Annotated in this window: 9 protein-coding genes and 1 pseudogene; 5 read left to right on the plus strand and 5 right to left on the minus strand. The window is 69.2% G+C overall.

What is annotated here, in order from left to right:
* The first annotated feature begins 33 nt into the window (after positions 1 to 33).
* The 4 genes and pseudogenes from ACWIHT_RS37320 (at position 34) to ACWIHT_RS37335 (ending at position 4,886) form a co-directional block, all read left to right on the plus strand.
* Entirely contained in the window at positions 34 to 1,623 is a 1,590-nt protein-coding gene (locus tag ACWIHT_RS37320; RefSeq protein ID WP_456172883.1) for an MFS transporter, read from the plus strand.
* A 55-nt stretch (positions 1,624 to 1,678) separates the two neighbouring features.
* Complete coding sequence (locus tag ACWIHT_RS37325) at positions 1,679 to 2,335, plus strand: TetR/AcrR family transcriptional regulator (protein ID WP_456172885.1); 657 nt, start codon at positions 1,679 to 1,681, stop codon at positions 2,333 to 2,335.
* Positions 2,336 to 2,620: 285 nt separating this feature from the next.
* Positions 2,621 to 3,572: pseudogene (locus ACWIHT_RS37330) on the plus strand (endonuclease/exonuclease/phosphatase family protein).
* 99 nt (positions 3,573 to 3,671) lie between these two features.
* Positions 3,672 to 4,886 (plus strand): MFS transporter, encoded by a 1,215-nt coding sequence (locus ACWIHT_RS37335; protein WP_456172887.1) that lies wholly within the window; start codon positions 3,672 to 3,674, stop codon positions 4,884 to 4,886.
* A gap of 299 nt (positions 4,887 to 5,185) precedes the next feature.
* On the opposite strand, the gene ACWIHT_RS37340 is transcribed toward ACWIHT_RS37335, so the two are convergent.
* The 4 genes from ACWIHT_RS37340 to ACWIHT_RS37355 all read right to left on the minus strand — a co-directional run bounded on the left by ACWIHT_RS37340 (position 5,186) and on the right by ACWIHT_RS37355 (position 10,809).
* Positions 5,186 to 7,222 (minus strand): NAD(+) synthase, encoded by a 2,037-nt coding sequence (locus ACWIHT_RS37340; RefSeq protein ID WP_456172888.1) that lies wholly within the window; start codon positions 7,220 to 7,222, stop codon positions 5,186 to 5,188.
* Between the two features lie 100 nt (positions 7,223 to 7,322).
* Positions 7,323 to 9,281 (minus strand): S53 family peptidase, encoded by a 1,959-nt coding sequence (locus tag ACWIHT_RS37345; RefSeq protein WP_456172889.1) that lies wholly within the window; start codon positions 9,279 to 9,281, stop codon positions 7,323 to 7,325.
* Positions 9,282 to 9,508: 227 nt separating this feature from the next.
* Positions 9,509 to 10,129 (minus strand): DUF305 domain-containing protein, encoded by a 621-nt coding sequence (locus tag ACWIHT_RS37350; RefSeq protein WP_456172890.1) that lies wholly within the window; start codon positions 10,127 to 10,129, stop codon positions 9,509 to 9,511.
* A gap of 5 nt (positions 10,130 to 10,134) precedes the next feature.
* Positions 10,135 to 10,809 carry a DUF3105 domain-containing protein gene (locus ACWIHT_RS37355; protein WP_456172892.1) on the minus strand — a complete coding sequence of 225 codons (675 nt, stop codon included), beginning with the start codon at positions 10,807 to 10,809 and terminating at the stop codon, positions 10,135 to 10,137.
* Positions 10,810 to 11,162: 353 nt separating this feature from the next.
* Here ACWIHT_RS37355 and glnA point away from each other — a divergent pair, with 353 nt between their 5' ends.
* Positions 11,163 to 12,524, plus strand: coding sequence for a type I glutamate--ammonia ligase (glnA, locus tag ACWIHT_RS37360; RefSeq protein ID WP_019067303.1), 1,362 nt, complete (start codon positions 11,163 to 11,165; stop codon positions 12,522 to 12,524).
* 100 nt (positions 12,525 to 12,624) lie between these two features.
* Here glnA and fxsT read toward each other — a convergent pair whose 3' ends face one another.
* Positions 12,625 to 14,955, minus strand: coding sequence for an FxSxx-COOH system tetratricopeptide repeat protein (gene fxsT, locus ACWIHT_RS37365; RefSeq protein ID WP_456172894.1), 2,331 nt, complete (start codon positions 14,953 to 14,955; stop codon positions 12,625 to 12,627).
* Between the last annotated feature and the right edge of the window lie 63 nt (positions 14,956 to 15,018).

The raw sequence follows: 15,018 nt of genomic DNA on the forward strand, positions 1-15,018 counted from the left end.
GGAATTCGCCCGGGACTCCCTAGTCTGGACCGCATGACCACTCCACCCGTCCCGGGCACCCGGATACCCGAAGCGGTGCACCGTCGCCGTTGGGCCATCCTCGGCGTGCTGATGCTGAGCCTGCTGATCGTGGTGCTCGACAACTCGATCCTCAACGTCGCCATCAAGACCATCTCCACCCCGGCTCCGACCGGCCTGGGCGCGACACAGAGCGAGCTGGAGTGGGCGATCAACGCCTACACCCTCGTCTTCGCCGGTCTGCTGTTCACCGCCGGCCTCCTCGGCGACCGGCTGGGCCGCAAGAAGGTCCTGCTCGGCGGTCTCCTCGTGTTCGGCATCGGCTCCGCGCTGGCCGCCGAGTCCGGCTCGCCCGACCAGCTCATCGGCTTCCGCGCCCTGATGGCGCTCGGCGCCGCCTTCGTGATGCCCGCCACCCTCGCCGTCCTCATGAACGTCTTCGAGCGCGAGGAGCAGCCCAAGGCCATCGGCATCTGGGCCGGCGGCGTCGGCCTCGCCATCGCGATCGGCCCGATCACCGGCGGTGTCCTCCTCGACCACTTCTGGTGGGGCTCGGTCTTCCTGATCAACGTGCCGATCGTGATCGTCGCGCTCGCCCTGATGATCTGGCTGGTCCCCGACTCCCGCGACCCGAAGCCCGGCCGCCTCGACCCGATCGGCGTGATCCTGTCCGTCGTAGGCCTCGTCCTGCTGGTCTACGGCATCATCGAGGGCGGCGAACTGGCCGACTTCACGGCGCCCAAGGTGCTGTCGACGATCCTCGCCGGTGTCGTGGTCCTCGCCGGGTTCGTCTGGTTCGAGAAGCGCAGCGACCACCCCTCCATCGACGTCACCTACTTCAAGAACAAGGTGTTCTCGGCCGCGATCGCCGCCATCGCGCTGGTCTTCTTCGCGCTGATGGGCGTGACCTTCTTCTCGGTCTTCTACACCCAGAGCGTGCGCGGCTACTCGCCGCTCCAGACCGGTCTGCTGATGCTGCCGCTGGCCGCCGCGCAGATGATCTTCGCGCCGCGCGCCCGGCTGGTCGTCGACCGCTTCGGCAACCGGATCACGACCGGCGTCGGCCTGCTGCTGCTCGCCGGGACGCTCTCCGCGTTCGCGACCCTCAAGGCGGACACGCCGATCTGGATCCTGGAGGTCGTCTTCTTCCTCATGGGCACCGGCATGGCACACGTCATGACCCCGACCAGCGTCGTCATCATGCAGGCCCTGCCGCGCGAGAAGGCGGGCTCCGCGTCCGCGCTGAGCAACACCTTCCGCCAGGTCGGCGGCGCGCTGGGCATCGCCGTACTCGGCTCGGTGCTCTCCACCGCCTACCGCAACGGCATCGAGGGCAAGCTCGGCTCGGTGCCGGCCGCCCTGCGCGACACGGCCGGCGAGTCCATCGAGGCCACCCTCGGTGTCGCCGCCAAGCTCGGCCCGCAGGGCAGGGCCCTGATCACCCCGGCCAACGACGCCTTCCTGCACGCCATGCACGTCACCGCCCTGTGCGGCGCGGGCGTCGCGGTCGTAGGAGCGGTGGTCGCGTTCCTCTTCCTGCCCGGGAAGCCGACGGTCCGTCAGGAGGGCAAGGAGGAACAGGAGTTGGTCGTCGTGGGCGAATAGCGACGACAATCACCACAGACGGCAAAACGGGGTGACAGCGAAGGGACGGAGTGAAGTGAGCCTTGCCGACAACGGCACCGCCACCGGCACCGCCACCGGCACCGACAACGGGACCCGGCAGTGCGCCCCCACCAGGGGGCGCCCGCGCAGCGAGGCCGTCGAACGTGCCATCACGGAAGGCGTGATGAAGCTCCTGGAGGAGGGCGTGCCACTGGCCGAACTCTCCATCGAGCGCATCGCCCGCACCGCCGGTGTCGGCAAGGCCACCATCTACCGCCGCTGGCCGGGCAAGGAAGAGTTGTTCGTCGACGTCGTCCGCGAGGCGGAGCCGCACGACCCCGAACTGCCCGGCACCTCCCTGCGCGACGACCTCGTCGCCATGATGGAACAGCTGCGCCAGCGCGGCCTGATGACCCGCTCCTCGGCCCTGCTGCACAACGTGTACGCGCAGATGAAGAGCACCCCGAAGGTGTGGGCCGCCTACCACGCGACCGTCGTGGAGCCCCGCCGCCGCAAGCAGGTCGACCTGCTGCGCCGGGGCCAGGAGAACGGCGAACTCCGCACCGACCTCGACCCCGAGCTGATGAACGACATGCTGGTCGGCCCGATGCTCCTGCGCACCGTCATGCGCTTCGACGCCGACCTCCCCGAGGGCCTGTCCGAACTCCTCGTGGACACCGTGCTGGTGGCCCTGCGCCCGGCCAAGCCCTAGCGGACCCGTATGTGCGCGTCTCGTCACAAACGGGGCCTACGGACCCGGATTCGGAACCCGCGGCGCCGACTTGTTCGTCCTCGTGCCAGTACGGCCGTCATGGGACGGCGGATCGGAACCGATCATCCCCTAGGGTCGTAGGCACGGGGACGATGGTGTGCACGGCAGGTAGTGAGGCGACGGTATGGCACAGCAGGCGTATGTGGCGGAGACGGACGACGGCGGCTCGGGGGACGAGCCGCAGGGAAACCGACTTCGGCGCCTGCGGAACAGACTGTTCGACGGCTGGCGCGGCGACCGGAGGATCTGGCGCCGGGGTCTGATCCTCGCCGCGCTGGCGGTCGTCCTGGCCCTCGTCATGCTGCTGCACTCGCGGATCCCGAACCGGATCGGCAACCTCGGCAGCCTCACGGAGACCTTCCTGCCCTGGTTCGGGATCGCGATCCCGCTGCTGCTGATCCTCGGCCTGGTCCGCAAGTCGGCGACCGCGCTGATCGCCGTCGTACTCCCGGCGGTCGTCTGGCTGAACCTCTTCGGCGGGCTGCTGCTCACCGACAAGACCGGCACCGGCGGCGACCTGACCGTGGCCACTCACAACGTCAACGCCGACAACCCCGACCCGGCCGGTACGGCCCATGACGTGGCCGCGTCCGGCGCCGACATCGTCGCCCTGGAGGAGCTGACGGCCTCGGCGGTCCCGACGTACGAGAAGGCCCTCGCGTCGACGTACAAGTACCACGCGGTCGAGGGCACGGTCGGCCTGTGGAGCAAGGACCCGATGACCGCCGTCCAGGCCGTGGACATAAAGCTGGGCTGGACCCGCGCGATGCGCGCCACCGTCACCACCCCCGAGGGGCGGATCGCGGTCTACGTCGCCCATCTCCCGTCGGTGCGGGTGAAGTTGAAGGCCGGGTTCACGGCCCGGCAGCGCGACACGAGCGCCGACGCGCTCGGTGAGGCCATCGCCGCCGAGCCGCTGAAGCGGAAGATCCTCCTCGGTGACCTCAACGGCACGATGAACGACCGTTCGCTGAACGCCGTCACCTCCCAGATGCGCTCGACGCAGGGCGCGGCGGGCGACGGCTTCGGGTTCAGCTGGCCGGCCTCGTTCCCGATGGCGCGGATCGACCAGATCATGGTCCAGGGCGTGGAACCGGTCACCTCGTGGACCCTCCCCAGGACCGGCAGTGACCATCTCCCGATCGCGGCCCGTGTGAACCTGGACACGGGCTCTTAACCTCGTGGAATAGAGCACCTGGGAGTCTTTGTTCCGTAACTGAACTTAAGCTCGTTCAGTACGGAGCTCCGCTCTCCCTCGAAAGGCACAGGCACTTCCATGCCCCTGGCCCTGCTCGCCCTGGCCGTCGGCGCTTTTGGTATCGGCACCACCGAATTCGTGATCATGGGCCTGCTGCCCGAGGTCGCGGACGACCTCCACGTTTCGATCCCCACGGCGGGACACCTGGTCTCGGCGTACGCGCTGGGGGTCGTCATCGGCGCCCCGCTGCTCGCGGCGGTCACCGCCCGCCTGTCCCGCCGCACGGTCCTGATCGGCCTGATGGTCCTGTTCGTGGCGGGCAACGCCCTCTCCGCCCTCGCGGCGAACTACGACTACCTCCTCGTCGCCCGCTTCCTCAGCGGCCTGCCGCACGGCGCCTTCTTCGGCGTGGGGGCCGTGGTCGCTACGACGATGGTGGCGCCCGAACGCAAGGCGCGCTCCGTCTCGTTGATGTTCCTGGGCCTCACGGTCGCCAACATCGTGGGCGTGCCCGCGGCCACGCTGATGGGCCAACACCTGGGCTGGCGGGCCACGTTCCTCGCGGTGAGCGTGATCGGCCTGGCGGCGATAGCGTCGCTGGCCCTGCTGATCCCGCACGACCACGCACACGCCCCGGCGGTGGGCCTGCGCCGCGAGATGGCGGCCCTCCGGTCCCTCCCGGTCTGGCTGGCTCTCGGCACGACGGTGGCGGGCTTCGGCGCGCTCTTCTCCGCCTACAGCTACATCACGCCGATGCTGACGGACGCGGCGGGCTTCGCCGACGGCAGCGTGACGCTGCTGCTGGCATTGTTCGGCGTGGGCGCGACGGCGGGCAACCTGGTCGGCGGCCGACTCGCGGACCACTCCCTCCGAGGCACCCTCTTCGGCGGCCTGGTGTCCCTGGGCGCGGTCCTGGCCCTCTTCCCCCTCCTGATGACCACGGAGTGGACGGCGGCCCTGGCGGTCGTCCTCCTGGGCGTAGCGGCGTTCGTGACGGGCTCCCCGCTCCAGCTGATGGTGATGGAAAAGGCCGCAGCGGGCCCCTCGTTGGCCTCCTCCGCCAACCAGGCGGCCTTCAACTTGGCCAACGCGGGCGGCGCTTGGATCGGCGGCCTCGCCCTGGCGGCGGGCTTCGGCGCGACGTCGCCCGCGCTGGCCGGAGCGGTACTGGCCGTGCTGGGACTGGGAGTCGCCGCCACGGCGTGGAGCGTGGACCGACGCCGAGCGGTACCGGGCCGCGAACGCCTGGTCGCAGCCCACGTCCCCGAACAGTCCCCGGCGCTGCACCACTGATTTTTGCCCACCCACCCACTCGTTTCGGGCAGTTGAGGGGTTCTCCACGGCAACAAGCTGCGATGCACCTCGACGATGAAGGAACGCCCTCGTACTGCGGTCGGCACCGATCTGACCCTGCGGGACCTCCTCGTGGAGGTCCGGTGAGACCGCAGGGGTCCGAAAGCGCACCAGCGGGGCGGGGACCCTACGTAAGAAAGTATGACACTTCTGTGCGAAGTGACACACTTTCCCGGCTGCACCCTCCCGGAGGCCTCGCGTACCGTCGGCCTTCGGGAGAGGCGCCGAACGGTCAGTGACTAGTCGAACCGCTCCAGATCGCGCAGCCAGGCCGTGGCCGACCCGTCCGAAGGCGCGCGCCAGTCCCCCCGGGGCGACAGCGAACCCCCCGCCGAGACCTTCGGCCCGTTCGGCATCGCCGAGCGCTTGAACTGGGCGAAGCCGAAGAAGCGGCGGCAGAAGACCTCCAACCACCGCCGGATCTCCGGCAGTTCGTACGCCACCCGCTTCTCCTCCGGGAAGCCCGGCGGCCACGCCCCCGCCCCCGCGTCGTGCCACGCGTGCCACGCCAGGAACGCGATCTTCGACGGGCGGAAGCCGTAGCGCAGGACGTGGAAGAGCGTGAAGTCGTGGAGGGCGTACGGGCCGATCTTCGACTCCGTCGACTGCATCTCCTCGCCGGGGACCAGCTCGGGGCTGATCTCCGTGTCGAGGATCGCGGTGAGGATCTTGCCTGTCTCCTCGTCGAACTGGTCGCTGCTCACCACCCAGCGGATCAGGTGCTGGATGAGGGTCTTCGGTACGCCCGAGTTGACGTTGTAGTGGCTCATTTGGTCGCCGACGCCGTACGTGGACCAGCCCAGTGCCAGTTCCGACAGATCGCCCGTGCCCAGCACGATGCCGTTGCGCTGGTTGGCGAGGCGGAATAGGTAGTCCGTGCGCAGGCCCGCCTGCACGTTCTCGAAGGTGATGTCGTACACCGGCTCGCCGGAGGCGAAGGGGTGGCCCATCTCCTTCAGCATCAGGCGGGCCGTGGGCGTGATGTCCAGCTCCGCCGCCGTCACGCCGATCGCCCGCATCAGCGCGTGCGCGTTGTCCTTCGTGTGGTCGCTCGTCGCGAAACCGGGCAGCGTCCAGGCCAGGATGTCGCTGCGCGGACGGCCCGCGCGGTCCATGGCACGCGCGGCGACGATCAGCGCGTGTGTCGAGTCGAGGCCCCCGGAGACCCCGATGACCACCTTCGGGCCGCCGATCGCCGCGAGCCGTTGCTGAAGGCCTTCGACCTGGATGTTGTACGCCTCGTAGCAGTCCTGCGCGAGCCGCTCCGCGTCGGCCGGCACGAACGGGAAGCGCTCCAGGCGGCGACGGAGGCCCAAGTCCGTGAGCAGCGGCGCGAGTTCGAAGCCGACCGTCCGGAAGTCCGACGTCCGCGCGCGATGCGTGCGGCGGTTGTCGTCGAACGTGCCCATCCGCTGCCGCTCCTGACGGAGCAGGTCCAGGTCGATGTCGGCCACCGCGTACTCGTCGCCCAGCGGGAAGCGGTCGGTTTCCGCCAGCAGGACGCCGTTCTCGTAGATCATCGCCTGGCCGTCCCAGGACAGGTCCGTCGTCGACTCGCCGAGGCCGGCCGCCGCGTAGACGTACGCGGCGAGGCAGCGCGCGGACGCCGAGCGGCAGAGGAGCTTGCGGTCCTCCGCGCGGCCGACCGTGATCGGGCTGCCGGAGAGGTTGACGAGGACGGTCGCGCCCGCCAGAGCGGCCTCCGCGCTCGGCGGCACCGGCACCCACATGTCCTCGCAGATCTCCGCGTGGAGCACGAGGGACGGGACGTCCCGCGCCGCGAACAACAGGTCCACGCCGAACGGGACTTCCTCCCCGCCGACGCGGATCGTCCCGCCGCGCTCGTCGGCGCCGTCGGCGATCTGGCGGCGCTCGTAGAACTCGCGGTAGTTCGGCGGGTACGACTTCGGTACGACGCCCAGGATCCGGCCCCGGTGCACGAGCACCGCGCAGTTGTAGATCCGGTTGCGGTGGCGCAGCGGGGCGCCGACGACCAGCACCGGCAGCAGGTCCGCGGACCCCGTCACCACGTCCCGCAGCGCCTCCTCGACCTGGTCGAGCAGTACGTCCTGGAGGAGCAGGTCCTCGATGGAGTAGCCGCACAGGCCCATCTCCGCGAAGACGGCGACGGCGACGCCCTCCTCGTCGCAGCGGCGGGCGTGGCGCAGGACGGCTTCGGCGTTGGCGTGCGGGTCCGCGATCACGGTGTGGCCCGTGCAGGCGGCGACGCGGGCGAAGCCGTGCTGATAGATCGACCAGAAGTTCAGTGGAGGCACGCGTCCACTGTAATCGTCAGTGAGACGCGATGGGGTGGCGCGGGGTGTCGAATACCCCACGCCACCCCATCAACAGGTGACTCGCCCATCGCCTACCAGGTCAGTGGTGACCCTTGGGGGAGACGAACGACTCGACGTAGCCGTTCGCGGGCGTGCCCACGCCGGTCACGTCGTCGTAGCCCTTGACCGCGGACAGCGAGCTGTCCTTGCCGAGGCTGCGGACCGAGGTCAGCAGGCCGTTGGTGGCGTCGTAGCCGTTGGCGAAGTCCACGCGCGCCACCGCCAGGCCGGAGCCCGTCGGGTTGTCGGTCACGTCGTGGTAGACCTTCGTGCCGTACTTGGCGTAGATGGACGGGTTGGCGAAACCGATCGCCTTGCCGCCGCGCGCCTCCTGGGCCAGGGCCTGAACCGCCGCGATCACCGGGGAGGCGAGCGAGGTGCCGCCGATCCGGTACTCGCTGTACGACTCCGAACCGTCCGCCTGGGTCTGCGTCTGGCCGACCTTGAAGCCGGTGTTCGGGTCGGCGATCGCCGAGATGTCCGGGACGACACGGTTGCCGGTGGCGCTGTTGGCCTTGGCGAGCGCGTCCGGGACGACACCCTTCTGGTAGAAGGGCTCGGCCACGGTCTTGCTGGTGCCGCCGCCCGCGCCCGAGGTGAAGGCGCCGGGGAAGCTGGTCCAGCTCTTGCCGTCGGTCGACAGCGCGGCCTTCTCGGTGCCCCAGCCGGTCTCCCACAGGTACTTGTCACCCTTGCCGACGGCCAGCGAGGTACCGCCGACCGCGGTCACCCACGCCGAGTTGGCGGGGGTGTCGACCTGCTTCGTCTTGGTGTTGGCGACCTCGTCGCCGTTGTCACCGGAGGAGAAGTAGAAGCCGATGCCCTCGACCGCGCCCAGCTGGAACACCTGGTCGTAGGCGGCCGCGAGGTCCGGGGTCTGGTTGGCCTCGATGTCGCCCCACGAGTTGGAGACGATGTCGGCCAGGTGGTTGTCGACGACCTTGCTGAGCGAGTCGAGCAGGTCGTCGTCGAAGCAGGAAGCGGCGCCCACGTACGTGACGTTCGCGTCCGGCGCCACCGCGTGCACGGCCTCGACGTCGAGGGTCTCCTCGCCGTACCAGCCCGAGGCGTCGCACTCGTCGGCGCCGGTGTTGGTGTAGTCGCTGGGCAGGACCTGCTTCAGCTGACTGGTCTTCCACTTGGCGTCGCCGTGGTTCTTCGCGTAGGTGGCCGCGTCGAACGCGATGGTCGGCGAGGCGTAGGCGTCGGTGATGGCGACGCGCACGCCCTTGCCGGTGTACTTGCCGGCGCCGTAGGCGGCCCGCAGCTGCTTGCCCGTGTAGCCCTCGATCGCGTACGGGATCTTCTGGCCGTACGCCGAGGGCAGGGTGGTCGCGGTGTTGGAGCCGTAGTACGAGGAGAACGGTCCCGAGTTCTTGAACACCGCGGTCGGACCCGGCAGCGTGTCGTCGTGGTTCGCCTTGTGCGGGGCGTTGTCGAGACCGGTGACGGTCAGGACGGCACCGTTGAGGCTGTCCGGCGCGGAGGCCGTCTTCGACGGGGCGCGGTAGGTCTTCGAGCCCTTCGAGTAGTTGTGCAGCGAGGTGCTGAACGCCTTCTCGACCGCGGCCACGTCACCGGAGACGGTGACGTAGTGCTGCGTGGTGCCGGTGACCTTCAGCCCGGCGGACTTCAGCCAGGACTTGACGGCGGTCACCTGGGCCGTCGTGGCGCCGAAGCGCTGCTGCACCTGAGCGGCGCTCAGGTACTTGCCGTACAGAGCCGAACTCGGGTCCGAGACGGCCTTGGCGTACGCCGCGAGACCGGAGGCGTTCCGGCCGGCGAGGTAGACCCGGGCGGAGACCTTGGAGCTGTCGGAGGTGGCTCCCTTGTCCGCCTTGGCCGTCGCCCACGCGGGCTTGGTGCCCGCGAGGGCGTCCCTGCCCGGGGTGTCCGCGGCGTGCGCCGCGGGTATACCGAGCGCCAGAGCGCCGGCGATCATGGGCAGTGTCGCTGCCATGCTCACGCCGGCGCGCATGGTGGCGCGATTGGATCTCATAAAACCCCCTGCTATGCGGTTCGACGCATGGAGTGGTCGGTCATGCGGGATCCGCACGGAACCTGCGGCGGGAGGGTCCGTGGATGGATCACACGTGGGGGCCACTCTTTCGATGAACCGTTCATGCCAGGGGAACGCGAAAGTCAAGAGAAACCCAAGGAACCGTCACTCAGGGCGAATTGAGGGCTTTTTTCCTTACGGGCGTGTAACGAACGACCGGGGATGCTTTACGAACGCGCTTTTGCGCCACGCTCCTTGAGCATGTCGGCCATCAACTGGATCTCCGACTGCTGCGCGTCCACCATCCCCTGCGCCAGCCGTTTCTCCACCCCCACCGTGCACTTCTCCACACACCCCTCGGCCATGTGGATCCCGCCCTTGTGATGGTCCGTCATGAGCTGGAGGAAGAAGACCTCGGCGGGCTTGCCGCTCAGTGAATTCAGCTTCTTCAGCTCGGTGTTGGTCGCCATCCCCGGCATCAGCGCACCGTCCTTCCCGGACGCCATGTCACCCATGCCCATCCAGGTCATCGGCGGATCCGCCGACACCTTCGGCAGGTCCCACAGGTCCAACCAGCCCAGCAGCATGCCCCGTTGATTGGCCTGCGTCTGTGCGATGTCGTATGCGAGCCGCCGCACTTCCACGTTCTTCGTACGGTCCCGCACGATGTACGACATCTCGACGGCCTGCTGATGGTGGACCGCCATGTCCCGCGCGAACCCGGCGTCCGCCGAATCCGCCGTAGGAGTGGGGGAGTTGGTCGATCCACTCCCGTCCTCGGCGACCGCGTAGGTGATCGCGCCGGCCGCGACCAGCGCCACCGCCGCGGCCCCCGCGATCAGTCCCACCTGCCTCACTGCGACAGCCCGCCCGTGCAGGCCGCACCCGGCTCCGGCGTCTGCTTGCCCTGCACGAACTCGGCGAAGAACTTGTTCACGTCCGGGTCGCTCCCGCTCTTCACGGTGCGCTGGTGCCCCCACGCCGACAGCATGATCGGGTCCTTCTGGCTGTCGTACGGGCTCATCAGCGAGTACGGCGTCGACTTCACCTTCGCCGCGAGCGCCTTCACGTCGGCCGCCGAGGCCTTCTTGTTGTACGTCACCCAGACCGCGCCGTGCTCCAGCGCGTGCACCGCGTTCTCGTCCTTGACGGCCTTGGTGTAGACGTCGCCGTTGCAGTTCAGCCAGACCGGGTTGTGGTTGCCGCCGACCGGCGGGCGCATCGGGTAGTTCACCGTGCCGGAGACGTGGGTGCGGCCCAGCGTCCCCTTCCACGTGTTCACGCCGTCCGCGCCGGCCACGAAGTGCCCCGAGCCGTCGCCGCTCTTGGAGTCGCCCGCGGAACTGTCCTTCTTGCCGGACTGCGCGTGCACGACGGCGACCCCGCCGATGACGAGACCGGCGACGACCACCGTGCTCGCCACGATCTTCACGAGCTTGGCGCGCCGCTCGCGGGCCTGCTCGGCGCGCCGCATCTCCTCGATGCGGGCCTTGCGCGCCGCGTTGCCGGTGTTCTTCGCGGAACCCATGAAATGTGTGTCCTTTTGGGGGAAGGGACGGGAAGGTCGGGACCCACCGATCGTAGTGGGGGAGGAAAGGGTTCTCGAAGGGTGCCCACAGCAAAGACCGCGGAAGTGCGCGATGCCCCCATGCCAGGCATTACGAATGTCAGTCCGAGCAGGCAAGATGGTCAGCAGATGGGCATCACGCGGGCATCGGCGCGGGACACCTGCCGTTCGTGAGCCGTTCAGCCCGAGGACGGCCGGTCGATCAAGGTCGGCAACGCGCACGAAATGGTGTTGTGGTGGGATGCTCAGGTGCCCGACCGCCTCCTGCGGTACGAGGACAGGCGGCCTGACCAGCAAGGATGGGGAAGCGGAAGATGGACAAGCAGCAGGAGTTCGTGCTCCGGACACTGGAGGAGCGCGACATCCGGTTCGTACGGCTGTGGTTCACGGACGTGCTGGGCTTCCTCAAGTCCGTCGCCGTGGCCCCCGCCGAGCTGGAACAGGCCTTCGACGAGGGCATCGGCTTCGACGGCTCCGCGATCGAGGGCTTCGCCCGCGTGTACGAGTCCGACATGATCGCCAAGCCGGACCCCTCCACCTTCCAGGTACTGCCCTGGCGCGCCGAGGCCCCCGGCACGGCCCGCATGTTCTGCGACATCCTCATGCCGGACGGCTCCCCGTCCTTCGCGGACCCGCGCTACGTGCTGAAGCGCGCCCTCGCCAAGACCTCCGACCTGGGCTTCACCTTCTACACCCACCCGGAGATCGAGTTCTTCCTCCTGAAGGACCGCCCCCTCGACGGCTCCCGCCCCACCCCCGCCGACAACTCCGGCTACTTCGACCACACCCCGCAGAACGTGGGCATGGACTTCCGCCGCCAGGCGATCACCATGCTGGAGTCGATGGGCATCTCGGTCGAGTTCTCCCACCACGAGGGAGCCCCCGGCCAGCAGGAGATCGACCTCCGCTACGCCGACGCCCTGTCCACGGCGGACAACATCATGACCTTCCGACTGGTCATGAAGCAGGTGGCGCTGGAGCAGGGCGTGCAGGCGACCTTCATGCCGAAGCCGTTCTCGGAACACCCGGGAAGCGGAATGCACACGCACCTGTCTTTGTTCGAGGGCGACCGCAACGCCTTCTACGAGTCGGGTTCGGAGTACCAGCTGTCCAAGGTCGGCCGCTCGTTCATCGCGGGCCTGCTGAAGCACGCGGCGGAGATCTCCGCGGTCACCAACCAGTGGGTCAACTCCTACAAGCGCATCTGGGGCGGCTCCGAGCGCACGGCCGGCGCCGGCGGCGAGGCCCCCTCGTACATCTGCTGGGGCCACAACAACCGCAGTGCGTTGGTCCGCGTCCCGATGTACAAGCCCGGCAAGACGGGCTCGGCGCGGGTCGAGGTCCGCTCCCTGGACTCCGGCGCGAACCCGTACCTGGCCTACGCCCTCCTCCTCGCCGCCGGCCTCAAGGGCATCGAAGAGGGCTACGAGCTCCCGCCGGGCGCCGAGGACGACGTCTGGGCCCTCTCCGACGCGGAACGCCGCGCGATGGGCATCGAGCCGCTGCCGCAGAACCTCGGCGAGGCGTTGACCCTGATGGAGCGAAGTGACCTTGTCGCTGAGGCCCTCGGCGAGCACGTCTTCGACTTCTTCCTGCGCAACAAGAAGGCGGAGTGGGAGGAGTACCGGAGCGAGGTCACGGCGTTTGAGCTGCGGAAGAACTTGCCGGTGCTGTAGGGGGTAGGGCGGGGCGGGTTTTCCGCTGGGTTTGGGATGTGGGGCCGACGGGGGTTTGGCGTCGGCCCCTTGGTGTTGCTGCTCGGGCGGAGCTGCCTGGTCACTCTTCGGCACCGGGATCCTGTTGTTTTTGATCCAAGTGCTTCAAGAACCTGATGCTGGTCAGGGTGTCGGGGTGGTCTTCGCCTAGGACTTGTCGCCGTCGGTTGAGGGTGTCTTCGGCGAGGGTGCGGGCCTTCTGTGGCTGTCCCACTTCCGCCAGCTGGACGGCCAGGTTGGAGGCGCTGATCAGGGTGTCGGGGTGGTTTTCGCCGAGGACTCGTTGCTGTCGGTTGAGGGTGTCTTCGGAGAGGGCGCGGGCTTCGTCCGGCTGTCCCACTTCCGCCAGCCGTAGGGCCAGGTTGGTAGCGCTGGTCAGGGTGTCGGGGTGGTTTTCGCCGAGGACTCGTTGCCGTCGGTTCAGGGTGTCTTCGTCCAGGGCGCGGGCTTCCTCCGGCTGTCCCACTTCCGCCAGATCAACGGCCAGGTTGTGGGCGCTGATCAGGGTGTGGGGGTGGTCTTCACCCAGGAGAAGGCGGCGGCGCCGCAGAGTGTCCTCGTCCAGTGAGCGGGCCCGCGCATGGTCCTGGGCGTTGGCATGGGCGTGGGCGAGGTATTGGGCGGTCCACAGGGTCCCCTCGTGGTCCGGACCGAGTTGCCGAGACCAGGTGTGATGCAAGTGCCGGAGGCGATCCCGCGCCGGGTGGACCTCGCCGCGCTCCAGCAGGTACCAGCATGCGTCACGGACCGCATCCCGTCCTGCCTCGGTGGTGATCAGGACCGGATCCACCGTGAGGAGATGGGGCAGCAGTACCCGCCAGACAGGCCACGTCGAGGGAAGGAGGACGTCTCCGGGAGCTGCTGCGGCCAGCAGAGCCTCGGCGTCCTGGCCCGTCTGCTCGCGTTGGTCGGGTGTGAGCTGGTCGCGCAGGACCGTCTGGTTGAGGCGGTGGAGCTGGATGGTGCCGTCCTGGGTTCGAGCCAGGCTGTGTCGGGTGATGGCGTGCAGCGCTGTGCCGGTGGTCAGCCGGGTGGCCAACGCTTCCGCCAAGGGGGTTGAGGTGTTGTCGGGGAGATGGCCGGCGCAGGTGGTGACGGGGAAGGGCTCGGGTGCCAGCAGCGTGAGAGCGGACAGCAGGGCGGCTGCGCCGGGGTGGTCGGATGCCAGGCGGCTGGTGGTGAGACGGACCTGCGCGGCCAGCGAGACCGGGTAGCCGACTGGGTGCCCCTGCGCCAGCACCGCGGCCGTGTTGCGGGCCAGTTCGGCGCTTAGGTCGGCCGCTGACAGGCCGTCGGTGAGGAGGGCGGCGGCCTGGGTGAGGGCCAGCGGAAGGTCGTCGAGGGTGTGGGCGAGCTGATCGGCGTCGGTCTCGTTCAGGGCCGCGCCGTGGGTCCGCAGCAGAGCGAGGGACTCGGCCCGGGTGAACACGTCGACGTTCAGTGGCGCGGCATGGGTGTGCCAGTGCGGGTTGCGTGAGGTGATCAGCACATGGCCGCCACCCCCCGGCAGGTGGGGAGTCAGAGCTGCGGGGTCTTCGATGTTGTCGAAGATCAGCAGCCAGCGGGAGCGGGTACGCAGCTCACCCAGCAGGGCGTCCACGGCGTCGGCGGAGGGTGCGTCGGCAGGTGCGGCGCCGATGCGGGTGGCGAGCTGGGCCAGCTGGTCGGGGATCAGCGCGGGGTCCTCGGCGGCGATCCACCAGGCGAGTTCGTACTCGCCGGCGAAGCGGTGGGCGTACTCGATCGCGAGCTGGGTCTTGCCGACCCCGCCCCGTCCGTGCAACGCCTGCACCGCCACCCGCCCGCCTGCCGCCAGCGTCTGGCGCAGTTGGACCAGGAGGGTGTCCCGGCCGGTGAAGGAGGCGTTGCGGGCGGGCAGGTTCCATACCCGGGGCAGCGAGCCGGGCAGGCGGGGTCCGCTGCCACCCAGCTGCCGTAACGCCCCGGGGGGAGTGGGCGGGGCTCCGGGGAAGGCGGGCGGGCTGGTCGGGCGGGACGGCCCGTTGACCGCCTCCAGCAATGCCCGGCGGGCGGCTTCCTCCCCCAGCCCGAACAGGTCCCGGCTGATCAGGGGGCGCAGGATCGCCGGTGAGACGACCTCAGCAACCCGTACCGGGGTGATCCTCTCCTTCATCGCCACGACGGACGTCCACTCGGGCGTCGTGAACCGCTCCGGCTCGAAGTAGGCCGGGGAGAACAGCGCCAGAAAACGCCCCCGCTCCAACGCGGCGTTCATCTTCAGGATGAAGTTGTCGCCCGCGCCCCAGTCCCAGTAGTCCAGCTCCACCTGGAACCCGGCGTCGAGCAGCTGCCAGCCCACCCACTCCGCCCAGGCCCGGTCCGCCCCCGCATGACTGACGAACCACGGCCCGTCAGGCGCCCCGCCGCTCATCCCGCATCCCCCGAGTTCAGCCACACCGCACCGAACCACCGAGCTTAGAACCCCCGGCCGCCA

The sequence above is a fragment of the Streptomyces sp. NPDC002276 genome, assembly GCF_053891435.1.